Origin of the sequence: Streptococcus sanguinis, assembly GCF_026781265.1 — a bacterium.
In the GTDB taxonomy this organism is placed as follows: Bacteria; Bacillota; Bacilli; order Lactobacillales; family Streptococcaceae; genus Streptococcus; species Streptococcus sanguinis_T.
In genome coordinates this window covers 414406-439012 of record NZ_JAKUVC010000002.1, presented here as the reverse complement: position 1 = coordinate 439012, position 24607 = coordinate 414406, and the positions used below count along the sequence as shown (strand labels likewise).

Annotated in this window: 25 protein-coding genes and 2 pseudogenes; 24 read left to right on the top strand and 3 right to left on the bottom strand. The window is 44.4% G+C overall.

Annotated elements, in window-relative coordinates:
- The first annotated feature begins 6 nt into the window (after positions 1-6).
- The 14 genes and pseudogenes from udk to MK370_RS02855 all read left to right on the top strand — a co-directional run bounded on the left by udk (position 7) and on the right by MK370_RS02855 (position 12204).
- A complete protein-coding gene (gene udk / locus MK370_RS02920) occupies positions 7-642 on the top strand; it encodes a uridine kinase (protein WP_060976800.1) in 636 nt (211 codons plus the stop codon).
- Between the two features lie 165 nt (positions 643-807).
- Positions 808-1476, top strand: coding sequence for a YoaK family protein (locus MK370_RS02915; protein ID WP_268684082.1), 669 nt, complete (start codon positions 808-810; stop codon positions 1474-1476).
- 539 nt (positions 1477-2015) lie between these two features.
- Positions 2016-3584, top strand: a complete 1569-nt coding sequence (locus MK370_RS02910) for a 2-isopropylmalate synthase (protein ID WP_268684081.1) — start codon at positions 2016-2018, stop codon at positions 3582-3584.
- 12 nt (positions 3585-3596) lie between these two features.
- Entirely contained in the window at positions 3597-4634 is a 1038-nt protein-coding gene (gene leuB, locus MK370_RS02905) for a 3-isopropylmalate dehydrogenase (protein ID WP_268684080.1), read from the top strand.
- Positions 4631-4897, top strand: a complete 267-nt coding sequence (locus MK370_RS02900) for a DUF1294 domain-containing protein (protein WP_268684079.1) — start codon at positions 4631-4633, stop codon at positions 4895-4897. The genes leuB and MK370_RS02900 overlap by 4 nt, the downstream gene beginning before the upstream one ends.
- A 1-nt stretch (position 4898) precedes the next feature.
- Positions 4899-6281, top strand: a complete 1383-nt coding sequence (gene leuC, locus MK370_RS02895; protein WP_268684078.1) for a 3-isopropylmalate dehydratase large subunit — start codon at positions 4899-4901, stop codon at positions 6279-6281.
- 9 nt (positions 6282-6290) lie between these two features.
- Entirely contained in the window at positions 6291-6881 is a 591-nt protein-coding gene (gene leuD, locus MK370_RS02890; RefSeq protein ID WP_002895722.1) for a 3-isopropylmalate dehydratase small subunit, read from the top strand.
- Between the two features lie 99 nt (positions 6882-6980).
- Positions 6981-7760, top strand: coding sequence for an L-threonylcarbamoyladenylate synthase (locus MK370_RS02885; protein ID WP_268684077.1), 780 nt, complete (start codon positions 6981-6983; stop codon positions 7758-7760).
- 144 nt (positions 7761-7904) lie between these two features.
- Positions 7905-7988, top strand: a pseudogene (locus MK370_RS02880) (polyketide cyclase); the annotation flags it as partial.
- 14 nt (positions 7989-8002) lie between these two features.
- Positions 8003-8731 (top strand): ABC transporter ATP-binding protein, encoded by a 729-nt coding sequence (locus MK370_RS02875; protein WP_125352724.1) that lies wholly within the window; start codon positions 8003-8005, stop codon positions 8729-8731.
- Complete coding sequence (locus MK370_RS02870; protein ID WP_268684076.1) at positions 8724-10244, top strand: ABC transporter permease/substrate-binding protein; 1521 nt, start codon at positions 8724-8726, stop codon at positions 10242-10244. Before MK370_RS02875 ends, MK370_RS02870 begins: the two co-directional genes overlap by 8 nt.
- Positions 10245-10394: 150 nt before the next feature.
- Positions 10395-10712 (top strand): TfoX/Sxy family protein, encoded by a 318-nt coding sequence (locus MK370_RS02865; RefSeq protein ID WP_268684075.1) that lies wholly within the window; start codon positions 10395-10397, stop codon positions 10710-10712.
- Between the two features lie 92 nt (positions 10713-10804).
- Positions 10805-11470 (top strand): SatD family protein, encoded by a 666-nt coding sequence (locus tag MK370_RS02860; RefSeq protein WP_268684074.1) that lies wholly within the window; start codon positions 10805-10807, stop codon positions 11468-11470.
- Positions 11467-12204: a DUF3307 domain-containing protein gene (locus MK370_RS02855; RefSeq protein WP_268684073.1), complete on the top strand. Its 738-nt coding sequence runs from the start codon at positions 11467-11469 to the stop codon at positions 12202-12204. The genes MK370_RS02860 and MK370_RS02855 overlap by 4 nt, the downstream gene beginning before the upstream one ends.
- Positions 12205-12268: 64 nt before the next feature.
- On the opposite strand, the gene MK370_RS02850 is transcribed toward MK370_RS02855, so the two are convergent.
- A complete protein-coding gene (locus MK370_RS02850) occupies positions 12269-13030 on the bottom strand; it encodes a DNA/RNA non-specific endonuclease (RefSeq protein WP_268684072.1) in 762 nt (253 codons plus the stop codon).
- Positions 13031-13223: 193 nt separating this feature from the next.
- Between MK370_RS02850 and MK370_RS02845 the strand changes: the two genes are divergently transcribed.
- The 7 genes and pseudogenes from MK370_RS02845 (at position 13224) to MK370_RS02815 (ending at position 18334) form a co-directional block, all read left to right on the top strand.
- Complete coding sequence (locus tag MK370_RS02845) at positions 13224-13805, top strand: GrpB family protein (protein ID WP_268684071.1); 582 nt, start codon at positions 13224-13226, stop codon at positions 13803-13805.
- A pseudogene (locus tag MK370_RS02840) lies at positions 13802-14420 on the top strand (class I SAM-dependent methyltransferase). The gene MK370_RS02845 and the pseudogene MK370_RS02840 overlap by 4 nt, the downstream one beginning before the upstream one ends.
- An 11-nt stretch (positions 14421-14431) precedes the next feature.
- Positions 14432-15055 (top strand): Type 1 glutamine amidotransferase-like domain-containing protein, encoded by a 624-nt coding sequence (locus tag MK370_RS02835; protein ID WP_268684070.1) that lies wholly within the window; start codon positions 14432-14434, stop codon positions 15053-15055.
- Between the two features lie 18 nt (positions 15056-15073).
- Positions 15074-15907 carry an alpha/beta fold hydrolase gene (locus MK370_RS02830; protein ID WP_268684069.1) on the top strand — a complete coding sequence of 278 codons (834 nt, stop codon included), beginning with the start codon at positions 15074-15076 and terminating at the stop codon, positions 15905-15907.
- A gap of 29 nt (positions 15908-15936) precedes the next feature.
- Entirely contained in the window at positions 15937-16434 is a 498-nt protein-coding gene (locus MK370_RS02825) for a GAF domain-containing protein (RefSeq protein WP_268684068.1), read from the top strand.
- Positions 16434-18104: a DNA polymerase III subunit gamma/tau gene (gene dnaX, locus MK370_RS02820; RefSeq protein ID WP_268684067.1), complete on the top strand. Its 1671-nt coding sequence runs from the start codon at positions 16434-16436 to the stop codon at positions 18102-18104. Before MK370_RS02825 ends, dnaX begins: the two co-directional genes overlap by 1 nt.
- Positions 18105-18142: 38 nt before the next feature.
- On the top strand, positions 18143-18334 hold the full coding sequence (locus tag MK370_RS02815; RefSeq protein ID WP_002895701.1) for a DUF3272 domain-containing protein: 192 nt from the start codon (positions 18143-18145) through the stop codon (positions 18332-18334).
- Positions 18335-18386: 52 nt separating this feature from the next.
- On the opposite strand, the gene birA is transcribed toward MK370_RS02815, so the two are convergent.
- Both birA and MK370_RS02805 read right to left on the bottom strand, forming a co-directional pair.
- Positions 18387-19322, bottom strand: coding sequence for a bifunctional biotin--[acetyl-CoA-carboxylase] ligase/biotin operon repressor BirA (birA, locus tag MK370_RS02810; protein ID WP_268684066.1), 936 nt, complete (start codon positions 19320-19322; stop codon positions 18387-18389).
- Positions 19323-19338: 16 nt separating this feature from the next.
- The gene (locus MK370_RS02805) at positions 19339-20340 is read right to left on the bottom strand and encodes a LacI family DNA-binding transcriptional regulator (RefSeq protein ID WP_268684065.1); all 1002 of its coding nucleotides are present in this window, start codon (positions 20338-20340) and stop codon (positions 19339-19341) included.
- A gap of 205 nt (positions 20341-20545) precedes the next feature.
- Between MK370_RS02805 and MK370_RS02800 the strand changes: the two genes are divergently transcribed.
- The 3 genes from MK370_RS02800 (at position 20546) to galE (ending at position 24472) form a co-directional block, all read left to right on the top strand.
- A complete protein-coding gene (locus MK370_RS02800) occupies positions 20546-21724 on the top strand; it encodes a galactokinase (RefSeq protein WP_268684064.1) in 1179 nt (392 codons plus the stop codon).
- 219 nt (positions 21725-21943) lie between these two features.
- The gene (gene galT, locus MK370_RS02795; RefSeq protein ID WP_268684063.1) at positions 21944-23425 is read left to right on the top strand and encodes a UDP-glucose--hexose-1-phosphate uridylyltransferase; all 1482 of its coding nucleotides are present in this window, start codon (positions 21944-21946) and stop codon (positions 23423-23425) included.
- 45 nt (positions 23426-23470) lie between these two features.
- On the top strand, positions 23471-24472 hold the full coding sequence (galE, locus tag MK370_RS02790) for a UDP-glucose 4-epimerase GalE (protein WP_268684062.1): 1002 nt from the start codon (positions 23471-23473) through the stop codon (positions 24470-24472).
- The last annotated feature ends 135 nt before the right edge of the window (positions 24473-24607 follow it).

Below are 24607 nucleotides of genomic sequence, written 5' to 3'. Positions count from 1 at the left end.
CTTATAATGCAAAATAGACCTATTATTATTGGTGTAACTGGTGGTTCCGGAGGAGGAAAGACCAGTGTTTCTCGAGCAATTTTGGCTAATTTTCCCAACGAAAATATTGCCATGATTGAGCATGACTCCTACTATAAGGATCAGACGCATCTGACTTTTGAGGAGCGGGTTAAGACCAACTATGACCATCCTTTTGCCTTTGATACGGACTTGATGATTGAGCAAATCAAGGAGCTCTTGGCTGGTCGGCCAGTGGATATTCCTACTTATGACTATACGGAGCATACCCGCAGCAAAAAGACCTATCGGCAAGTTCCTCAGGATGTCTTTATCGTTGAGGGGATTTTGGTCTTAGAAGATCAGCGCCTGCGAGATTTGATGGATATTAAGATCTTTGTAGACACAGATGATGATGTTCGGATTATCCGTCGGATTAAGCGGGACATGGAAGAGCGTGGACGCAGTTTGGATAGTGTTATTGAGCAGTATTTGGGTGTCGTTAAGCCTATGTACCATCAGTTCATCGAGCCGACCAAGCGCTATGCTGATGTCATCATTCCAGAGGGGGCTTCTAACAAGGTGGCTATTGACTTGATTACAACCAAGATTGAAAAAATCCTTAAGGAAGCCAGAGAAGGCTAGGATAAGCTGCTTTCTAGCTCAGTCGTTTGAGGAAATAAATAGCTGTAAATCTGGTAAAAAGCAGTAGCTGCAAGATTTTCGAAATGTAATCTAGCAAGGGGAAGTGGACGGACTGAAATCAAGGATTTTCGGAGTCCGGTCACTCCCTTATTTTGTAGGTAATTTATGAAACAATTTGTAAAAAGAGAGTTTCACTCTCGTTCAAAATTTTTTGCCTGTCTCTTGACCTTTTGTGCAGGATTTATCGATGCCTATACCTTCATTGAGAGGGGAGGCACCTTGGTGGCAGGGCAGACGGGCAATGTCGTTTTCCTTTCGGTTGAACTCATCAATCAGGAGACAAGAGGAATCGAAGTGAAATTGGCAACTATGTTGGCTTTTATGCTGGGGATTTTTCTGATGACTGTTTTTCAGCATCATTTTGAGCATTCTTGGCGCAGACTGTCCAGCGTTTTTCCTTTGATATTGACGACAGCTGTCGCTGGATTTTTACCAGCAAATGTGCCCTATCTCTATATTGTGCCACCACTGGCTTTCTGCATGGGCCTCGTTGCGACCGCTTTTGGCGAGGTGGATGGCATTGTCTATAACAACTCTTTTATGACTGGGAATATCAAGAAAACCATGGTAGCTTTTGGCAACTATGCTCGAAACAAGAAAGGAAAAGATTTGAAAGAAGGCCTTTTCTTTGTAGCCCTATTGGCAAGCTTTGTAGTGGGAGCCATCATCTCTACCTATCTGATTCAATTTTACCTCCTGAAGACCATCTGGCTTGTTTCCCTGATTCTAACAGCGTTTCTCCTTTTCCGAGGTATCCAGTATATGAGGAGATGAATAAAGTGTAATTAGAATATGTTGCGATTCCTGAAAAAATAGAAGAAGCAGAAGCTACCTTGCTTCTTTTTCTTTTTCGCATTTATGGTAGTAAAGCTACAAAATAATCCAGCATATTAAAAATTTTCAGAAAATATCGACTTTTTCTTGACAGGCCTATGATACTGTGCTAAAATACTAAACAATAAGAAACCATCTCAAAAAGGAGTTAGTCAAACATGAAGTCAACCCAATCTTCAAACTTTGCTTTGTTGTTGCGTTACTCGGGCTAGTGCAAAAGCATTAGTCCTGTTTGGCTTACCAAGCGGGAGTAAATCAACATCTCGCTTGTTCCTCAAGTGAGATGTTTTTTATTTCACCTGTCTTACCTCAAGCTCCGATGGGTAAGAAATGGATTCTAAAGGAGCGACAGGAGTGGGAGTATATTTTGATTTTTCTGAAATCAATTTATCTCATACCGTCTCAGTCATTGAACACGACCTAGAAGTTGGGGAAGAGTTTTTCCTAAATGGTCTATGTATTTAGAAAAGGAGTTGTCTATGACACGCAAAGTTGAATTTTTTGATACCAGCCTCCGGGATGGTGAGCAGACACCAGGAGTGAATTTCTCTATCAAGGAAAAGGTTGCTATTGCCAAGCAGTTAGAGAAGTGGGGGATTTCAGTCATTGAAGCTGGTTTTCCTGCTGCGAGTCCAGATTCTTTTGCGGCGGTGCAGGAGATTGCTAAAGTCATCACAAAAGCTTCTGTTACTGGGCTGGCGCGTTCGGTCAAGTCCGATATTGATGCCTGCTATGAAGCGCTCAAGGATGCCAAGGATCCACAGATTCATGTTTTCATTGCGACCAGTCCCATTCACAGAGAGTTTAAGCTGAAAAAGTCCAAGGAAGAGATTTTAGAAGCGGTGAAAGAGCATGTCTCCTACGCGCGCTCCAAGTTCGATATAGTCGAGTTTTCACCAGAGGATGCGACAAGAACAGAGCTAGATTTCCTTTTTCAGGTGGTACAAACAGCAGTGGATGCAGGTGCGACTTATATCAATATTCCAGATACAGTCGGCTTTACTACTCCTGAAGAATTTGCAAATATTTTCGACTACCTAGTGGCAAATGTGACTTCTGATCATAAGGTGGTATTTGGTGTTCATTGCCATGATGACCTTGGCATGGCAACGGCCAATACTTTGACGGCTATCAAGCACGGTGCTGGTCGTGTTCAGGGAACTATCAATGGTATTGGTGAGCGGGCTGGAAATGTAGCATTGGAAGAAGTTGCAGTTGCATTGGAGATTCGTCAAGACTATTATCAGGTTGAGTCGGATATCGTCCTTAATGAAACCATAAACACTTCTGAGCTGGTGTCCCGCTTCTCAGGTATTCCAGTGCCTAAGAACAAGGCGGTCGTTGGTGGCAATGCCTTCTCTCATGAGTCCGGTATCCATCAGGATGGCGTTCTTAAGAATCCACTAACCTATGAAATCATTACACCTGAGCTGGTTGGAGTTAAGAGCAATTCGCTGCCGCTTGGCAAGCTGTCTGGCCGCCATGCCTTTGTCGAAAAACTCAAAGAATTAGCTCTGGACTTTGCAGAATCTGAAATCAATGATCTCTTTGCTAAGTTTAAGCTTTTGGCTGATAAGAAGAATGAAGTCACAGACGCTGATATTCGGGCTCTGATTGCCGGAACGACCGTCGAAAATCCTGAAGGCTTCCACTTTGATGATCTGCAGTTGACGACTAATGACGACCATACCATTACAGCAGATGTGCAATTGGTTAATGGCGACGGCGAGGCGGTCAGCTGTGTGGCAGAAGGTAAAGGAAGTGTTGAAGCCATCTTTAATGCCATTGACCAATTCTTTAATCAGTCCGTCCAACTTTTGTCTTATAACATCGAGGCGGTGACGGATGGTATTGACTCTCAGGCTCGCGTCTTGGTAGCTGTTGAAAATACGGATACAGATACGATTTTCAACTCCTCTGGTATTGACTTTGATGTTCTTAAGGCAAGCGCCATTGCCTATATCCATGCCAATACCTTTGTGCAAAAGGAAAATGCTGGTGAAATTGGCCATCAGGTATCTTACCGCGATCTGCCTGCAAATAATTAGAAGGAAGCGACTATGACAAAAGAAATTGTAGCTCTGGCGGGTGACGGTATCGGCCCAGAAATCATGGAGGCTGGTCTCCAAGTTCTGGCTGCTGTTGCGGACAAGTTCGGTTTTACTTATCATGTCACGGAGAAGGCTTTTGGGGGTGCTGGGATTGATGCGGAAGGCCATCCTCTGCCTCAGTCAACTCTAGAAGCGGCCAAGGAGGCGGATGCTATTCTTCTAGCAGCTATCGGCAGTCCCCAGTATGATAATGCTCCAGTTCGTCCTGAGCAAGGCTTGCTGGCTCTGCGCAAGGAGCTTGAGCTCTATGCCAATATCCGTCCAGTTAAGATTTTCGATCCTCTTAAGCATTTGTCGCCTTTGAAGGCAGAGCGTATTGCTGGCGTGGACTTCGTGGTCGTGCGCGAGCTGACTGGTGGAATTTACTTTGGTGAGCATATTTTGAAGGACAAATCTGCGCGTGATATCAACGACTACAGCTATGAAGAGGTGGAGCGGATTGTCCGTAAGGCCTTTGACATTGCGGGTGGTCGCAGAAAGCGTGTGACCAGTATTGACAAGCAAAATGTACTAGCGACATCCAAACTCTGGCGCAGAGTAGCAGATGAGGTGGCCAAGGATTATCCAGATGTGACCTTGGAGCACCAACTGGTGGACAGCGCTGCGATGCTCATGATTACCAATCCTGCTAAGTTTGATGTCGTAGTAACAGAAAATCTCTTCGGGGATATTCTATCAGACGAGTCCAGTGTCTTGTCAGGGACGCTGGGAGTTATGCCCTCAGCCAGTCATTCGGCAGCTGGACCAAGTCTTTACGAGCCTATCCATGGTTCTGCTCCAGATATTGCAGGGAAAGGCATTGCCAATCCTATAAGTATGATCCTTTCTGTAGCAATGATGCTACGGGATAGTTTTGCAGAGCTTGAAGCTTCAGAAGCGATTGAAGCAGCAGTGGAGAAGACTTTGGCTCAGGGGATTTTAACCCGAGATCTTGGCGGTCAGGCGACAACAACTCAAATGACGGAGTCAATTATTAATAATTTATGAAATGGATATTAACAGATATTTGCCTGCTATGGAACCTTGTCGTTTTCCTGCTTTATGGCTGGGATAAGCGAAAGGCTAGGAAAAATCACTACCGCATTCCGGAGAAAACTTTGCTCTTGTCAGCATTGGCAGCCGGAGGTTTTGGCGCTTTATTAGGCGGTCGCCTCTTTCACCACAAGACCAGAAAATGGTATTTCTGGCTGGCTTGGATTTGCGGAATAATTGTGGAAATCGGAATTTTATATTACATATGGAGAAGCTAGTATGGCTGGAAAATCGATTTTTGATAAGCTGTGGGATAGGCATCTGATAACAGGCCAAGAAGGCCAGCCCCAGCTTATGTATGTGGATCAGCATTATATTCATGAAGTAACCAGCCCTCAGGCTTTTCAAGGTCTTCGAGATGCAGGGCGCAAAGTTAGACGGCCGGATTTGACCTTTGGAACCTTTGATCATAATGTTCCTACGGTCAATATCTATGATATTCGGGATGTGATTTCCAAGGCTCAGATTGATAAACTCTCTGAGAATGTCAAGGATTTTGACATCGAACACGCGGCTCACGGATCGGAACTGCAGGGAATTGTTCATATGGTTGGACCCGAAACGGGCAAGACTCAGCCAGGAAAATTTATCGTCTGCGGTGACAGTCACACGGCCACTCACGGAGCCTTTGGAGCTATTGCTTTTGGAATCGGTACTTCGGAAGTTGAGCACGTCTTTGCCACGCAGACCATTTGGCAGGTCAAACCAAAGAAAATGTTGGTCAAATTTACTGGAGTGCCACCTAAGGGTGTCTATGCCAAGGACTTTATCCTCGCTCTGATTGCCCGATATGGTGTGGCTGCAGGTGTCGGTCATGTGGTCGAGTATGCTGGTGATGCAATTGACCATCTTACTATGGAAGAGCGCATGACCATCTGCAATATGTCCATTGAGTTTGGCTCCAAGATGGGCATTATGAATCCCGACCAGAAGACCTATGATTACGTTAAAGGGCGGCCGGGCGCTCCCAAGGATTTTGAGGCAGCAGTAGTTGATTGGATGACTCTAGTCAGTGATCCTGATGCTGTCTATGATAAGGTCATTGAGATTGATGTCTCTGAGCTGGCACCTATGGTCACTTGGGGAACCAATCCTTCTATGGGAGTAGAGTTCGGCGCTTCTTTCCCAGAAATTCGCGATATGAACGACGAGCGGGCTTACAATTACATGGATCTCTCACCAGGTAAGAAAGCAGAAGATATTGACCTAGGTTATATTTTTATCGGATCCTGTACCAATGCCAGACTCAGCGATTTGCAGCTGGCTGCTAAGTTTGTCGCTGGCAAGCATATCGCTCCCCATCTGACAGCTATCGTCGTACCAGGCTCTCGTCCGGTCAAGCGGGCTGCTGAAAAGATGGGACTGGATAAAATTTTCATGGATGCAGGCTTTGAGTGGCGCGATCCGGGCTGTTCCATGTGTCTGGGGATGAATCCAGACAAGGTACCAGACGGAGTTCACTGTGCCTCTACTAGTAATCGGAACTTTGAGGATCGTCAGGGATTTGGCGCTAAGACCCATCTTTGCAGTCCAGCTATGGCCGCAGCGGCAGCTATTGCCGGGCACTTCGTAGATGTCCGCCAGCTACCGGAGGTCCAGTAAGGAAGTTTTATGGAAAAATTTACAATCTACACGGGGACAACGGTTCCCCTCATGAACGATAATATTGATACGGATCAAATTTTACCCAAGCAGTTTCTCAAGTTGATTGATAAAAAAGGCTTTGGCAAGTACCTCATGTACGCATGGCGCTATCTGGACAATCAGTACACCGAAGATCCGGATTTCGTCTTTAATAGACCGGAGTACCGCAAGGCGACTATTCTGATTACAGGGGACAATTTCGGAGCGGGTTCCTCTCGGGAGCACGCTGCCTGGGCCTTGGCTGACTATGGCTTCAAGGTAGTTATTGCCGGATCTTTCGGGGATATTCACTACAATAACGAGCTTAATAACGGTATGCTGCCTATCGTCCAGCCTCTTGAAGTGCGGCAAGCCTTGGCTAATCTGAAGCCAACGGATGAAGTGACGGTGGATTTGGAGCAGCAGAAGATTTTTTCTCCGGTGGGAGAATTCTCCTTTGACATTGATGGTGAATGGAAGCACAAGCTCCTCAACGGTCTAGATGACATCGGCATTACGCTGCAGTACGAGGATTTGATTGCAGAATATGAAAAAAATCGCCCATCTTATTGGCAGTAACCTTATTTTTGCTATATTGAGAAAATTCTGAAAAAACCTTGTCTCCGATAAAAATATATGGTAAAATAAATCTTAATTTAATAGAAAAGGAAGAAACTTATGACAAAACACATTCAATGGAACGGACAGCTTTCACAAGAAGGTTATGACATCCTGAAAGGCGATGGCGGCTGTATCGTTTGCCCGACCAAGGTGGGTTACATCATCATGACTAGCGATAAAGCTGGCTTGGAGCGTAAGTTCGAAGCTAAGGCTCGTAACCGTAATAAACCAGGTGTTGTCCTCTGTGGCAGTATGGATGAGCTCCGTGCTTTGGCTCAGCTGAATCCGGAAATTGAAGCTTTTTATCAAAAGCATTGGGATGAAGACATCCTCTTGGGCTGTATCCTACCATGGAAGCCAGAAGCTTTTGAAAAGCTCAAAGCCTATGGCGACGGTCGGGAAGAGCTGATGACAGATGTTCGTGGCACTAGCTGTTTTGTTATTAAGTTTGGTAAGGCGGGCGAGCAGCTGGCAGCTAAGCTTTGGGAAGAAGGCAGGATGGTCTATGCTTCCTCAGCTAACCCATCCGGTAAGGGAAACCGCGGCAAGGTCGAAGGAATTGGCGAGCGCATCGAAAACGCTGTTGACCTAGTCATTGAAGCAGATGACTATGTAGCCTCTATCCAGCCAGATAAGACCATTGAAACTCGCTACGAGCAAGGCGTTATGGTTTCCATGGTGGATAAAGATGGAAAACTGATTCCAGAACAAGGTGGCCAACGGTCCATCTCACCAGCACCAGTGGTCATCCGCAAAGGCTTGGATATCGACAAAATCATGATGCACCTGTCTGATACCTTTAACTCATGGGATTACCGTCAGGGTGAATATTACTAAGATAAAAAGAAGCTCAGTGTGGTAGTCGCCTCTTTACACTGGGCTTTTTAGTTTGGAACTTTAAGTTTAAAATTATTTCGAAATAGAACAAAATTCTTGATAGTTGAAATCACAAATGTTACAATGGAACCGTTCGTTTTGGATGATAATGGATTGATTGTTGAGCATTGGGACAATAAAGAAGTCATGTCTAAGGTAGAAGACTTGACCAATCGAGGGAAGTTTTAAAATGAGGACAAAGAATGATTGAATATAAAAATGTAGCGCTACGCTATACAGAAAAGGATGTCTTGAGAGATGTCAACCTACAGATTGAGGATGGTGAATTTATGGTTTTAGTGGGTCCTTCTGGGTCTGGTAAGACAACCATGCTCAAGATGATCAACCGTCTTTTAGAGCCAACAGATGGCAACATCTATATGGATGGCAAGCGCATCAAAGACTATGATGAGCGTGAGCTGCGCCTTTCTACAGGCTATGTCTTACAAGCGATTGCACTCTTTCCAAATCTAACGGTGGCTGAAAATATTGCTCTCATTCCTGAGATGAAAGGATGGAGCAAGGCAGAGATTCAGCAGAAGACCGATGAATTGCTGAAGCTAGTAGGCTTGCCTGCTGAAGACTATGCTCAGCGTATGCCTAGTGAGCTGTCTGGTGGTGAGCAGCAGCGGGTGGGCATTGTCCGTGCCATTATCGCTCAACCCAAAATCCTGCTGATGGACGAGCCTTTTTCTGCTCTTGATGCCATCTCGCGTAAGCAATTGCAGAGCTTGACCAAGAGTATCCATGACCAGTTTGGGATGACAACAATCTTTGTTACCCATGACACGGATGAGGCTTTGAAATTGGGAAATCGGATTGCTGTTCTGCAGGACGGGGAGATTCGTCAAGTGGCGACACCTGAGGAAATCCTATCTGCACCTGCGACCAGCTTCGTAGCAGATTTATTTGGAGGTGTTCAACATGGCTAATTTGTTTTCTACCTTTCAGGAGCGCTTTGGCGAATGGTTGGCAGCCTTAGGGCAACATCTCCAGCTATCTCTTCTGACATTACTAGTGACCATCTTCCTGACCATTCCGCTCGCTATCTATCTTCATAGTCACAAAAAGGCAGCCAATTGGGTGCTGCAAATTGCAGGAATCTTTCAAACCATTCCTTCAATGGCCTTGTTGGGACTCTTTATCCCTCTTATGGGGATTGGCACACTGCCGGCACTGACTGCTCTGGTGATTTACGCTATTTTCCCGATTTTAGAAAATACTGTCACGGCTTTGAATGGGATTGATCCTAGTTTAGAAGAAGCTGGAATCGCCTTTGGGATGACCAAGTGGGAGCGACTCAAAAAGTTTGAACTGCCTCTAGCAATGCCAGTCATCGTATCAGGAGTTCGGACGGCAACGGTAATGATTATCGGAACAGCAACTCTAGCAGCTCTTGTCGGAGCTGGTGGACTAGGTTCTTTTATTCTTCTAGGAATTGATCGTCGCAATGCCAGTCTGATCTTGATTGGGGCAATTTCATCTGCAGTTTTGGCTATTCTTTTCAACAGTCTCCTTAAATGGATGGAAAAGGCTAAGCTTCGGACAGTATTTACAGCTTTTGCGATTTTAATCCTCGGCCTCGGTGCTTCTTATACACCGAGTCTAATTCCCAAGCAGGAGAAGGAACATCTGGTTATTGCTGGGAAATTGGGTCCAGAGCCAGAGATTCTTATGAATATGTATAAACTCCTCATCGAGGAAAATACGGATATGACTGTGACAGTCAAACCAAACTTTGGGAAGACCGACTTCCTTTATCAAGCTCTAAAAAAAGGTGATATTGATATCTATCCTGAGTTTACAGGTACAATTACTGGAACTCTCTTGCAGCCTGCTCCAAAGGTCAGCAAAGATGCTGAAGAAGTTTTTGAAGCAGCGCGTGATGGAATCAAAAAACAGGACAATCTAGTCTTGCTCAATCACATGGCTTATCAAAATACCTATGCGATTGCAGTGCCTAAGAGTGTTGCCAAAGAATACAATCTTAAAACCATCTCTGACCTTAAGGCAGTTCAAGACAAGCTCAAGGCAGGGTTTACCCTAGAGTTTAACGATCGTGAAGATGGAAACAAGGGTTTGCAATCTCTATATGGCCTTAATCTTAATGTAGCGACCATGGAGCCAGCCCTTCGCTACCAAGCTATTCAGTCGGGTGATATTCAAATCACGGATGCCTATTCGACTGACGCAGAACTTGCGCGTTATGATTTACAAGTTTTAGAAGACGATAAGCACCTTTTCCCTCCTTATCAAGGTGCCCCTCTCATGAAGGCTGAATTGCTCGAAAAACACCCTGAATTGGAAGGTATTCTCAATAAGTTGGCTGGTAAAATTACGGAAAGCCAGATGAGCCAGATGAATTATCAAGTTGGCGTTGAGGGCAAAAAAGCGGAAGCTGTTGCGCGTGATTATCTGGTCAAGGAAGGACTTCTAAAAAAATAATAAGTAAAAGAGTTAGACTTGTAAGGTCTAGCTTTTTTACTTACTTGACGATAGACAGACTACGGATTGGAGGAGATGAGTTGATCTCTTAGTCAGGAAATCTTCATTCATTTTTGGTATAATAAAGTAACAATTTATGGAGGTGTTTCGATGGCATCTAGTCAAGAATATTTGGATTTTATTCTGAAGCAGCTGAAGGGCTTAGGCCAAGAAATTAGCTTTCGCAAAATGATGGGAGAGTATTTGCTTTATTATCGAGGTCGCTTATTTGGCGGCATTTATGACAATCGCTTGTTGCTCAAACCGGTCCAGCCAGCTCTGGATTTTTTTGAAAATCCGATTTATGAGTCCCCTTATCCAGGCACAAAACCAATGCTTCATATAAAAGAAGTAGAAGATGCTGCCTTCCTCTGTAATCTAATTGAAGCTGCCTATCCTGCCTTACCAGCACCTAAAAATAAAAAATAGTCTTTCCTTTACAATGGATATTCTAAAAAAATTGCCGTTTAAATAGACATTTTTTAAATTTTCCTTTATAATGGACTTAAAGGAGGTTTGGTATGATTTATATTGCTCTTATTGGAGATTTAATAGAATCCAAACAGCTGAAAAATCGTAAGCAGGCCCAGAAGGACCTGCAGGACATGATGGAAGTGCTAAATCAGGATTATCGGGATTATCTGGTGTCGCCTTTCACGGTAACGACTGGAGATGAGTTTCAGGCTTTGCTGCGACCTAATTCGGAGATTATGCAGCTCCTTGATCAGATTGCCTTGGGCTTTCCTCACCCAATTCGCTTCGGGCTTGGACTGGGGGAGATTGTGACGGATATCAATCGGGAGCAGAGTATTGGTGCCGACGGTCCGGCCTACTGGAGGGCGCGCGCAGCTATTGAGGCTATTCATGAGAAGAACGACTACGGCAGCAGCCGTATAGCTGTATCCTTAGGAGATGAAGAGCTCAGTCAGGCGGTCAATACGGTGCTGGCAGCTACTTCATTTATCCAGAGCAAGTGGAACACCAGTCAGAGAGAGGTTCTGGAGCGGATGCTTATGGAATATATCTATGACGAGAATTTTTCTCATGGAGAAATAGCAGAGCTGTTACAGATTAGTCCCAGTGCGCTTAGTAAGCGGCTCAAGTCGTCTGGTCTGAAGATCTATCTGAGAAATCGCCGTTTAGCTATGAGAATGATTCTACAGGCAGCAAAGGAGGCTGAAGAATGACAAATTTTATGGGATTTTCAGAATTTTTTATGCAGAATCCGATTCTTGTACTGACTTTGCTGGCTCATGTACTAGCTGATTTTCAGCTTCAAAGTCAGAAAATGGCCGACCTAAAAAGCCGTCGGATGAATTTCTTAATTCTCCACTTGGGAATTGTTCTCTTGCCCCTGTTGCTCTTGGGGCTCATATTACCTAATTATCTGCTATATTTCGCCTTGGTCTGGCTCAGTCATGCGCTTATTGACTTCTTGAAGAATAGGTTGAATTCATCGATTATCCGCTATTATGCTCAAAAGTCAGCCTTTTTACTGGATCAGATCTTGCATCTGATTAGCATTTTTGCTCTTTATTTTCTCTTAGGGCAGCAGCAAATTCCAGCTCCTAATTGGCTATCTGAGCGCTACCTCATGCTGCAGGCTCTCTTTTTCTTCGCCCTTACTGGTAAGCCGGTTAATATCCTCTTTAAACTCTTCTTCAGCAAGTATCAGGCGGGAGAAGACAGTGGAGAGACGATTGCGGGGGCTGGTGCCATGATTGGGATTTTGGAGCGCTTGATTATGGGACTTTCCCTTATTTTTGGGCAGTTTACTGCAATTGGGTTAGTTTTTACAGCTAAATCTATCGCCCGCTATAATAAGATTTCAGAAAGCCAGTCCTTTGCTGAATACTACCTGATTGGCTCGCTTTTCAGTATGATTGCAGTCTTGCTGGTTTACGGTTGTCTGTATTGGTAAAAATAAATAAAAAAACAGATCATCAAAGCAAGGATGGTCTGTTTTTGTGTTCTTATCTATAACTCTACTCAATCATGGTATTGACAGCAGTGCCTGTTTGGTAGTCAATCTCTGCATTTGGAGAGACATTGTCCAAGAGGACATGAGACATTCCGTCTTCATCTATTGTTTCCTTGCCCCCTAGCTGGATGTTGATAACATTGCCTTCTGCGTCAAGCCCGACATACTGGAGCTCAATCTTTCGAGGAAGAAGCTCATTGTCCGTATAAATCGGAGTAACCTTGTAATCTAGCCAATAATCAGGATTTTCCTCTAACCAACGCTCCAAGCGATGTTCATAATAGATCATGCTATCTGGGTTATTGTCGTCCAGTCCTTGGAAACTGCCAGAGTTGAGCCAAGCGGTCATTGGAACGAGATTTTTTCCCTCGTTATTGAGGCCGCTGAAAGTGAAGCCAATCAGGTGAGCGCGATTCATGAGCCAAGCCCGATCATCTCCATTTCCATAGTAAAATTTGTAATTGTGCCAACCGATGGGATTGTATGTGACCTTGGTCTCCTTTTTCTTTTTAGCTTTGTGTTGCTCCTGCATTTGAACATGAGCAGCAGTAGCCCGACCGTACTTGTCCTTTTTCCCAAGCTTTAGCTGATACTCTCCATTCAACTCCAGAGTGCCAATAGCTGTTTCATCGCTATGGTTAAGCAGCTGGACCTTAATCTGGTTCTTCTGATTCGCAGCGACATTTTCTGCAGGAAGAGCCTGTGAAAGTAACAACAAAGAGCCGGCTGACAGGACAAGCCAAGTGCCAAACCTAAACTTTTTCATAAAGAACTCCTTTTAAATAATATATCTCCGACATCATTCTACTAAAAAATAGATTGTTTGACAACTGAAACTTTTCAAAAATATTACAAAAATAAATATCTGTTCAATAAGTGCGAGGTTTGACTAGGATGCGTATTTTTCCTATAATCATAACTAGAGAAAACGCTTGTATAAATTACCTAAGGAGGTGTTTATGAGTCCATCTTTAGAGGAAATGTCGCTGGAGGAGCTGTGGCAGCTTTTTCCGATTTTTTTAAGAGAGCATCAGGATGAGTGGAAAGAATGGTATGAGGAGGAACGGCTTCATCTTTTAAGTTTTTTTCAAGAACATCAGATTGTTCGTCTTAGCCATATTGGCTCAACATCGGTAGAGACCATTTGGGCCAAGCCTATAGTGGATATCTTATTGGAAATTCCTAAAGCGGCAGATATGGCGGTAATGAGAGACTTGCTGCTGCAAAATGGTTATCTGCTCATGTCAGAAAGCCAAGGGCGGATGTCATTTAATAAAGGCTACACACCGAGTGGTTTTGCGGAGCGGGTTTTCCATCTGCATTTGCGCTATGAAGGCGATCATGATGAGCTATACTTTAGAGACTATCTACAGGAGCATCTTGCTGTAGCCAAGGACTATGAACAACTCAAACTGTCTTTGTGGAAACAGTATGAGCACAACCGGGATGCCTATACCGACTCCAAGACGGATTTTATCAAGAAATACACCAAGGAAGCTAAAAGGCTTTATGGTAGAAGATATGAGATGGAAGACAGATGAGTTATCTAGCAATAGTTGGCCTTCTGATTATTCTTGCTTTTCTTTACTTAATGTACCAATCAAAAAAGCCGTCCGGTTTGGTTGGGTTATGGATGATGAAGTTATGGAATCGTGTTTATATGCCCATGGTTGTTTGGGCGGTCATTCAGCTGGAGTATAGGAAGAGATTTAAAGCTATTTTGGTTGTTGGAGTTGGAAATGGATAATCCTCGAAATATTTGAAAAAGCACTTTCCTAATAGTCGAGTTCTGGGGATTGATATTTCTTCTACGGCCATCAGAGCAGCTGAAAAATTGGCTGAGCCTGGCCTAGCATTTGGGGTGAAAAATGTTGAGAATACAAATCTTCCGGTTGAGAAATTTGATTTGATTACATACAGCATTTTAAACTCAATTTCATTGGTCGGATTTAGCTCAGGCGTTCCTAGAACTTAAGCAGATACTTAAGCCAGATGGAAGCATCTTACTGGCATGTGAATGGAGCAAATTAGCTTAATACCTACCAGACTTTACAAAGCAAGAAAAACTGGAGCATTATTTATCTAACTTGGACTTGCATCTCATCGATAGTCAAAGAAATGGTCAATGGATTCTTTATAAAATTAAGAAAAAATAAGGAGGTATCCTATGAAACAATTATTTTTATGTTCATATTTTGCGGGAGTTAAGAACTTATTTAAACAATATGCATCTAAAAAGCAATTGGGCAAACATGTGCTTTTTATCCCGACGGCTGGAAATGTAGAAGAGTATAGGGGTTATATTGACGAAGCCCTGCAAACCTTTGAGGACTTGGGATTTCAAGTAGAGGTCTTGGATATTTCAGCTTGTGATAGAGAAACAGCTCAGGCAAAGATTTTCCAAAGCAAGCTTCTCTATATCTCTGGCGGCAATACCTTTTATCTTCTGCAAGAACTAAAGAAAAAGCAGCTTCTGTCTTTGATAAAAGAGCAGATTGCGGATGGCATGGTTTATGTGGGCGAATCCGCTGGTGCTATCATCACAGCCAAAGATATTGACTATAATAAGATTATGGACGATAAGGAAGTAGCAGGGGAACTGTCTGATACGGTGGCGTTACATGAGGCAGATTTTTATCTCCTGCCTCATGTTGGTGAAGAACCCTTTGCTGAAAGTGCTCAGTCCACTCTGGATACATACAGCGACCAGCTACATCTACTTCCCTTAAATAATCACCAAGCTGTGCTTGTGGAGGTTGAAGAAGTGAAGGTTTTGGTGGAAAATAAATAAGAATGCGGGTGTAGTATTTTGATTGAAAAGACATACGAAACATCAAGTGGAGTCATTCATTATTGGACAAATGATATGTATGCATCAGCGAAAAGTGCTCTTATCTTTTTACCTGGACTTACAGCTGACCATAGATTATTTGACAAACAAATAGAGTACTTTAAAGACAAATATAGAGTACTAGTGTGGGATGCTCCAGGCCACGCGTCATCTTATCCTTTTAAGCTCAATTTTAGCTTGTTTGATATGGCGAAATGGCTAGATAGAATATTTGTCAAAGAGAGAATAAAAAATCCAATATTAATTGGTCAGTCAATGGGAGGATATGTAGGACAGGTTTATGCTCAACTTTTTCCTGAGAAATTAAAAGGCCTTGTTACGATTGATTCACCTTCCCTGCAAAGGAACTATTATACAGCTATGGAGTTGTGGCTCTTAAAAAATATGGAGGCAATTTATAGAATCTATCCATGGAAATCTCTTTTGAAATCAGGCCCTAAAAGCGTATCAACAACAGACTATGGAAGAAAACTGATGTATGATATGATGATGGTTTATGATGGCGATCAAAAAAGGTATGCTCGTCTTGCGGGATACGGATATAAGATATTTTCAGAAGCAGTAGAGAAGAAGCTTTCTTATGAAGTAAAATGTCCACAATTGGTTATATGTGGAAAAGAAGATCGTGCAGGGTCTTGTATACGGTATTTGAAGGCCTATGAAAGAAATACTGGGAAGTCTGTTCAATGGATTGATAAGGCGGGACATAATTCTAATACCGACCAACCCGATATTGTAAATAGACTGATTGATGAATTTTTGGATAACAAAATTAAAGAAAAGCTTGGTTGAAAGACCGGCTTTTTGATATAATAGACTCTATGAACACAAAAGAAAAAATTTCAAATTATCAACTTTTACTGGCTCAGTTGGAAGCCTTGTTAGATGGTGAGACTAACGCTTTAGCTAATCTGTCCAACGCTAGCGCGCTGCTCAATCAAGCTTTGCCTCATTCGGTTTTTACTGGTTTCTATCTTTTTGATGGGAGTGAGCTAATTTTGGGGCCTTTTCAGGGCGGTGTTTCCTGTGTCCATATTGCCTTAGGTAAGGGTGTCTGTGGGGAATCTGCGGAGAAAGAAGAGACAATCATCGTAGATGATGTGACTCAGCATGCCAACTATATCTCTTGTGATAGCCGGGCTAAGAGCGAAATTGTGGTGCCCATGGTAAAAGATGGCCACCTTTTGGGAGTGCTAGATTTGGATTCGGCATTGACAGGCGATTATGATAATCTAGATCAGGAATATCTGGAAAAGTTCGTCCAGATTTTGCTTGAAAAAACGACTTGGAATTTTGAAATGTTTGGAGAAAAAGCCTAATGTATCAAGCTTTATATCGGAAATACCGCAGTCAGACCTTTGGTCAGCTGGTGGGTCAGCAGGTAGTGGCCACTACTCTCCGGCAGGCTGTTGAGCAAGGCAAAATCAGCCATGCCTATCTCTTTTCTGGCCCACGTGGAACAGGGAAAACTAGTGTTGCCAAGATTTTTGCTAAGGCTATGAACTGTCCGAATCAAAAGGAAGGTGAGCCTTGCAATGACTGCTATATCTGTCAGGCTATCACTGAGGGGAGCCTTGAAGACGTCATCGAAATCGACGCGGCTTCTAATAATGGTGTAGATGAGATTCGTGACATTCGGGACAAGTCTACCTATGCACCTAGTCTTGCCAAGCACAAGGTCTATATCATTGACGAGGTGCACATGCTCTCGACTGGAGCTTTTAACGCCTTACTCAAGACCTTGGAAGAGCCGACAGAAAACGTAGTCTTTATCCTAGCGACGACAGAGCTGCATAAGATTCCAGCAACTATTCTTTCCCGTGTCCAGCGCTTTGAGTTTAAGTCTATCAAGACTCAGGACATTATTGGCCATATCGATTGGATTTTGGAGCAGGAAGGCATTGATTTTGAGCAGGAAGGTGTGCAGATTATTGCCCGTCGAGCTGAGGGCGGTATGCGGGATGCCTTGTCTATCCTCGACCAGGCTCTTAGCTTAACTCAGGAAAATCGTTTGACTACTGACATTGCTGAAGAAATCACTGGCTCTATCAGCTTGGGAGCCTTGGATGCCTATGTAGCAGCCTTGATTGCTCATGATGCAGTTGCAGCCTTGGATAATCTCAATCTGATTTTTGACAGCGGAAAAAACATGGCCCGTTTTGTGACGGACCTCCTGCAATATCTGCGTGACTTGATCATTGTCAAAACTGGCGGGGAGAATCATCATGCTAGCGAGCTCTTTCTGGAAAATCTCAAGACACCGCAGGACACTCTTTTTGCCATGATTGATATGGCGACTAGGAGTTTGGCAGATATCAAGAACAGCCTGCAGCCTAAGATTTATACAGAAATGATGACCATTCGACTGGCAGAGACCAGCAGCCTTCCTGCAGCGGCAGCGATTCCGGATAATCTAGCCGATGAGCTTAAGGGACTGAGACAAGAGATAGATAGTCTTAAGCAGCAGCTGGCTAATGGCAATGGAAAACCTGCAGCAGCTGTCAAAACTTCGGATATTCGTCCGCAGAAGTCTAAGGGCTACCGAGCAGACCGTAATAAGGTTAATGCCATCTTAGAAGAGGCTGTTGACAATCCTAGTCTGGCTCGCAGCAATCTGACCAAGCTGCAGAATGCTTGGGGTGAGATTATCGAAAGTCTAGCTGGAGCTGATAAGGCCTTGCTGGCAGGCTCGCAGCCAGTGGCAGCCAATGAAAGCCATGCTATCTTAGCTTTTGAGTCTAATTTTAACGCTGAGCAGACCATGAAGCGGGACAACCTCAATACTATGTTTGGCAATATCCTCAGCAATGCAGCAGGCTTTTCACCAGAGATTTTGGCTATTTCCTTGGAAGAGTGGACTAAGATTCGGGCGGATTTTTCGGCTCGTAGCCGCAATGGCAAGGCAGAGGTTGAAGAGAAGGAAGAGGAAAGCTTGATTCCAGAAGGATTTGACTTTTTAGCAGAAAAAATTACCATTCAAGAGGACTAAAAAAAGATTTTTCTAGGTTTTCGTGTTATAATAAATCTATGAACAGACGACAATTTATTGTGATGGCTGTTTTTACAGCCTTAGAAACCTATTTTTTCAATGAATCTATCATGGCGGGGCGCTATTTTATGGCTGCTTTCTGGGCAGTTTTGGTGTTGCGCAATCTGCAGATTTCCTATGTCATGGGGCGAATTGTGGATGAAATCGATAAACATTTAGGACCGAAATAATGAAAACAGGACTGAGTCTTATGACTCAGTCCTTTTGAAATGAAATTTTTGATTACCAACTGGTCAGCGAGACTTCGCCGCTGTTGAGCCAGATTTCTTGACCATCTGTCAGCTGGACCAAAAGTTGCCCGCTGTCTGAGATATCCTTGGCCAAACCTTGGTAGTTTGCGCCTTTTTGGCTAAAGGTCACTTGCCGTCCTAGCACCAAGGAGCGCTGCTTGTAGAGGTAGATGAGCTCTTCTGGGTCACTTTCGTAGAAGCATTTCCAAATCTCGGCAATGAGCTCATTGCGACTAATGGCTGGTTTCTCTTCAAAGAGGGAGCCAGCTTTTTCTTTGATGTCGGCTGGAAAGTCTGTTATGAAAAAATTAAAGCCAACACCGATGATGACATCGGTGACGAGACCCGTCTCGATAGAAGTTGTAGCCTCGGTCAAGATGCCGGAAATTTTTTTGTTTCGATAGTAAATGTCATTGACCCACTTGATATCAACCTCCATGAGGGTTAGATTTTTCACTGCCTTGTAAATGGCACCCGCAGTCAAGATAGTATAGGAGGGGAGCTGGTCGAAGGGGAGGTTGGGCTTGAGGTGGAGAGACATGTAAAAGCCGCCCTGGCTGGGGCAGAAGAAGGCACGACCGAAGCGGCCTCGGCCAGCAGATTGGGCATCGGCTAGATAGAGAGTGTTGGCTGGGCGTCCAGCCTCCATGCCAGCCTTGGCATCCATTTGAGTGGACTGGCAGTCAGGATTAAAGGAGACCTGAGCAGGTGAGTGTGTCTCAATCCAATCAGGAATCAGTAGGTCACCCGCTGTCAATCGATAGCCCCGGTTCTTGACGGATTCGATTTGGATGCCTTCTTTCTCCAATTTTTGAATGGCCTTCCAAATAGAAGTTCGTGAAACGCCCAATTCTTGGGCTATTTTTTCGCCGTTGACATAGTCGTCAGCCTGGCTGAGGATGTCAAAGAGTTTTTCGTAGGTTTTCATAGGTGGTCTTTCTAGCTTAAAGGCTGCTTTCTCTTAGTGTCAGCTTGGTAGAGAGCTTAATCATGTAAGGAATGGAGCTTTCGTCAGTTTTGATCATCTGGTCCAGTATCTGCAGAGCTTGCTTGCCCATTTCCTCTGTAAAGACTGTCACAGTGCTGAGAGGCGGATAGACGTATTTGGCAATAGATGTATCATTAAAGGAAATAATCTGGACATCTTGGGGAACAGCTATTCCCGCTTCCTGAAGAGCACGGAGGGCACCGACTGCCAGAGCATCGCTGGCTATGAAGAATGCTTTGGGCATCTGCTCTTTTTGCTGGTTGATGAGGTCTTTCATCAGCTGGTAGCCTGACTCTGAGGAGAACTTGCCGACCTTGACATAGGCCGGCTGATAGAGGTATTTTTCACTAAGGTAACGGCAGAAGCAGGCCAAGCGCGGATCGTCAAGACTTGTCGTCCCGTCTGAAGTCTCTTCACGTCCAGCAATCATACCGATTTCTCGAATGCCCTGCTCAAGAAAATGGTCGAGAACATGGGTAACGGCATGCTCAAAGTCCGTTGTCACACAGCTGTGGCCTTGGTCGAGCGTATCGCTATCTACGAAAACCAGGGCAGGACTGTATTGCTTCAGCTCCTGCACTTGCTTAGTGCTGAATTTTCCGATGGCAATGATGCCGTCAATCTGTTCTAGCTGGCTCAGAGAGTCGTTGTTGAAAATCCGTACGATATCATAGCCCAGTTCGTGAGCTTTCTTTTCAATGCCTAGGCGGATGGAGTAATAGTAAAGATCATCCAGCTCTTCCAGCTCTGTGTACCATTCCACGATAGCAATGCGATGGGTCTGAGGCAAAGTCTTTTTCTGCCTTTTGCTTTTTTGGTAATTGAGCTGTTCAGCGATATCGAAAATCTTCTTACGCGTCTCATCGCTGACAGACATGGACTTGTCATAATTCAAAACCCGCGAAACAGTTGCGGGAGAAACACCAGCAGCCTGGGCGATATCTTTGATAGTAGCCATTTGATTTGATCCTTTTCAATTTACTGTCTACATAAATTATAACTCAAAAATTAGTAAATAACAAAGATATGTTTAGTAAATTTTTGCACGGTGCTAAATTAAGTAAAATTTTACTAAATTTATTGAAGTTTTACTCGGAAACAGTTATAATAAATATAAGAAAACGATTACAATGTCGATTATTCATTTTAAAGGAGTTTAGCTTATGTCAAACCTAATTTCAGCGGAGCAAATCCGCGCAGATTTTGCCAAGGTTTTTGGAGTAGAAGCGGACCACACGTTCTTTTCACCTGGTCGGATCAATCTGATTGGTGAGCATACGGACTATAACGGCGGCCATGTCTTTCCTGCAGCGATTTCTCTAGGAACTTATGGAGCGGCTCGCAAGCGGGACGACCAGCTCTTGCGATTCTTCTCAGGGAATTTTGAAGAAAAAGGGATTATTGAAGTGCCACTGGAAAACCTGCACTTTGAGCCTGAGCATAACTGGACCAACTATCCAAAAGGAGTTTTGTATTTTCTGCAGGAGGCGGGTCATAAGATTGATCGAGGAATGGATATCTATGTTTATGGAAATATTCCCAACGGGTCGGGCTTGTCTTCTTCTGCATCTCTAGAGCTCTTGACGGGTGTCATTGCTGAGAAACTCTTTGATTTGCAGTTGGAACGTTTGGACCTAGTGAAAATCGGTAAATTAACTGAGAATGAATTTATCGGAGTTAATTCTGGCATTATGGACCAGTTCGCTATTGGAATGGGAGCTGACCAGCGGGCTATTTACCTTGACACCAATACTCTTGAATATGACTTGGTGCCGCTTGATCTCCAGGACAATGTTGTAGTGATTATGAATACCAATAAGCGTCGTGAACTAGCTGACTCCAAGTACAATGAGCGCCGGGCGGAGTGCGAAAAAGCTGTTGAAGAACTTAACCGCAAGCTGTCTATCGCAACCTTGGGCGAGTTGGACGAGTGGTCCTTTGACGAGTATAGCTATCTGATAGAGGACAAAAATCGTCTTAAACGGGCTCGCCATGCTGTTTTAGAAAATCAACGTACTTTGCAAGCACGGGCAGCTTTGCAGGCAGGCGATCTTGAAAAATTTGGCCGTCTCATGAATGCTTCCCACGTTTCATTGGAGCATGACTATGAAGTGACTGGTCTAGAGCTGGACACCTTGGTTCACACAGCCTGGGAGCAAGAAGGTGTTCTGGGGGCTCGTATGACTGGGGCTGGCTTTGGCGGATGTGCTATTGCTTTAGTGCGTAAGGATGCTGTGGATACTTTTAAGGAAAATGTCGGCTCTAAGTATCAAGAGGTTGTCGGCTATGCCCCTAGCTTTTACATTGCAGAAGTAGCTTGCGGAAGCCGAGTGCTGGACTAATTCACAGAAAAGGAACTTGGGTCTGGGACAAAAGTCCTAGCCTCTCAATTGTCTTTGGATTGTCGAGCAAGACGCAGTGGTTGAGTGGGCTCTATTACGCTGATTTTATCAGCTTTTACAGCCCTACTCAACTGTGCGGAGGTGGGACGACGAAATCGAATTCTAACGAATTACCGATTTCTGTCCCACTTTCTTTACTAGCAAGAGAAAGGAAGATCTATGTCCAAGAAGTTACTGACTGCTTTTGTATCTGCAGTGATTGACAAGAGTACTTTTGAAGAAATGGACACCATCTATCTGAGCAATCGTGTCATGGCTCTAGTTGGAGAGACAGTGGCAGAGGAGGATACGGAAGCTGAGCAGCTAATTGACCTTAAGGATGACTTGGTAGCTGTGGCTGTCAAGAATGGGACGATTGGTCATACCCTAGCTGAGCAGGATATACTGGGAGCAGAGCTCATGAACTTCATCACCCCTGCCCCTAGTCGGCTCAATCGGGACTTCTGGACTTCTTATGCCTCAAGTCCCGAGCAGGCTGTGGCTGACTTTTACCAGCTTAGCCAAAAAAATGACTACATCAAAGTCAAGGCCATTTCTAAAAATATTGCTTTCAAAGCACCGACTGCCTATGGAGATTTGGAAATTACCATCAATCTCTCTAAGCCAGAAAAGGATCCCAAGGAAATTGCGGCAGCTAAAAAGGCTAAGAATAGTAATTATCCAGCCTGCCAGCTTTGCATGGAAAATGAAGGTTACCAAGGCCGCTTGGACCACCCAGCCCGCGCCAACCATCGGATTATTCGCTTTGACTTGGCTGGACAGGAGTGGGGCTTTCAGTATTCGCCCTATGCCTACTTTAATGAACATTGCATCTTTCTGCACAGCCAGCACCTTCCCATGGCTATCAGTCGGCTGACCTTTGAGCGCTTGCTGGACATCGTTGAGACCTTTCCGGGTTATTTTGCTGGCTCAAATGCCGACCTGCCTATTGTCGGCGGCTCTATCCTGACCCACGACCACTATCAGGGCGGACGTCACACCTTCCCTATGGAAATAGCAGAGCTGGATTGCAGCTTTACTTTTAGCGGATTTGATGAGGTTGAGGCAGGTATTGTCAAGTGGCCCATGTCCGTTATTCGGCTTAAATCTGAGAAGAAGGAACCATTGATTGAGTTAGCTGACAAGATCTTGCAAATTTGGTGGACTTATTCTGACCCAAGTGTGCAGGTCTTGGCAGAGTCTGAGGGCGAGTCGCACCATACTATCACACCGATTGCGCGCAGAAAAGATGGATCTTTTGAGCTAGACTTGGTCTTGCGGGACAATCAAACTTCCCCAGAACATCCAGACGGCATTTATCACCCTCATAAGGATGTGCAGCATATTAAGAAAGAAAATATCGGTCTAATTGAGGTGATGGGACTGGCTATTCTGCCGCCTCGGCTCAAGGAAGAACTCAAGCAGGTGGAACTTTTCTTGCTGGGAGAAGACTGTCAGGTTGCTGCCTATCATCAGGAGTGGGCCAATCAACTCAAAGACCAGAATTCAGATGTTACTGCTGAGACGGTGGAAGGAGTAGTTCAGGCATCGGTTGGACAAATTTTCAGCCGAGTACTGGAAGATGCTGGAGTTTACAAGCGAACAGAGGAGGGGCAGGAAGCTTTCATGCGCTTCGTCCAATCCGTCGGCATCCAGCCCTAGGAAATGTGTTATAATGAATCTAGCGTAAGAGGGAAAGGAAGTTTTATGGCAATTTTAGTATTAGGTGGAGCTGGCTATATCGGCTCGCACATGGTAGACCGTCTGGTAGCGGCAGGCAAGGAAGAGGTAGTCGTCGTTGATAATTTGGTGACTGGCCATCGGGCAGCTGTCCATCCGAAAGCGGTCTTTTATGAGGGGGATTTGGCGGATAAGGACTTTATGCGTGATGTCTTTGCCAAACATCCATCTATCGATGCAGTTATTCACTTTGCAGCTTTTTCACTGGTGGCAGAGTCTATGTCAGATCCGCTCAAGTATTTTGACAATAACACAGCCGGCATGGTTTCTCTTTTGGAGGTCATGCAGGAATGCGGCGTTAAAAATATTGTCTTTTCTTCGACAGCGGCGACTTATGGCATTCCTGAGGAAGTTCCGATTTTGGAAACGACTCCGCAAAAGCCTATCAATCCTTATGGTGAGAGCAAGCTTATGATGGAGACCATTATGCGCTGGGCAGACCAGGCCTATGGCATCAAGTTTGTAGCCCTGCGTTATTTCAACGTGGCTGGAGCCAAGCCAGACGGCTCTATCGGCGAGGATCACGGACCTGAAACCCATCTCCTGCCCATTGTGCTTCAGGTGGCTCAGGGCAAACGTGAGAAGATTGCCGTCTTTGGAGATGATTACGATACTCCGGACGGGACCAATGTCCGCGATTATGTCCATCCTTTCGACTTGGCTGACGCCCATATTTTGGCTGTCGAGCACTTGCGTGCCGGACATCCTTCAGATGCTTTTAACCTTGGCTCTTCGACTGGTTTTTCTAACTTGCAGATTGTAGAAGCCGCCCGCAAGGTGACCGGCCATCCGATTCCTTTGGAAATAGCAGAGCGGCGCCCAGGCGATCCGGATACGCTGATTGCTTCCTCTGAGAAAGCAAGAAAAATTCTGGGCTGGAAGCCGAAATTTGATAATATCGAAACCATCATCGAAACCGCTTGGAAATGGCACTCAAGTCATCCAAATGGCTATGATGACAGAGGATAATCTGACAAACCAGCTAGAAAAGCTGGTTTTTTACTTTGAATTATAAAACCCTTCTTTACAAATTTTTAAAAGCCTTTTATAATAAAAGGAAGATTGATTGACATATTATCTGCAATCTTGTTTAGTTGCTACTAA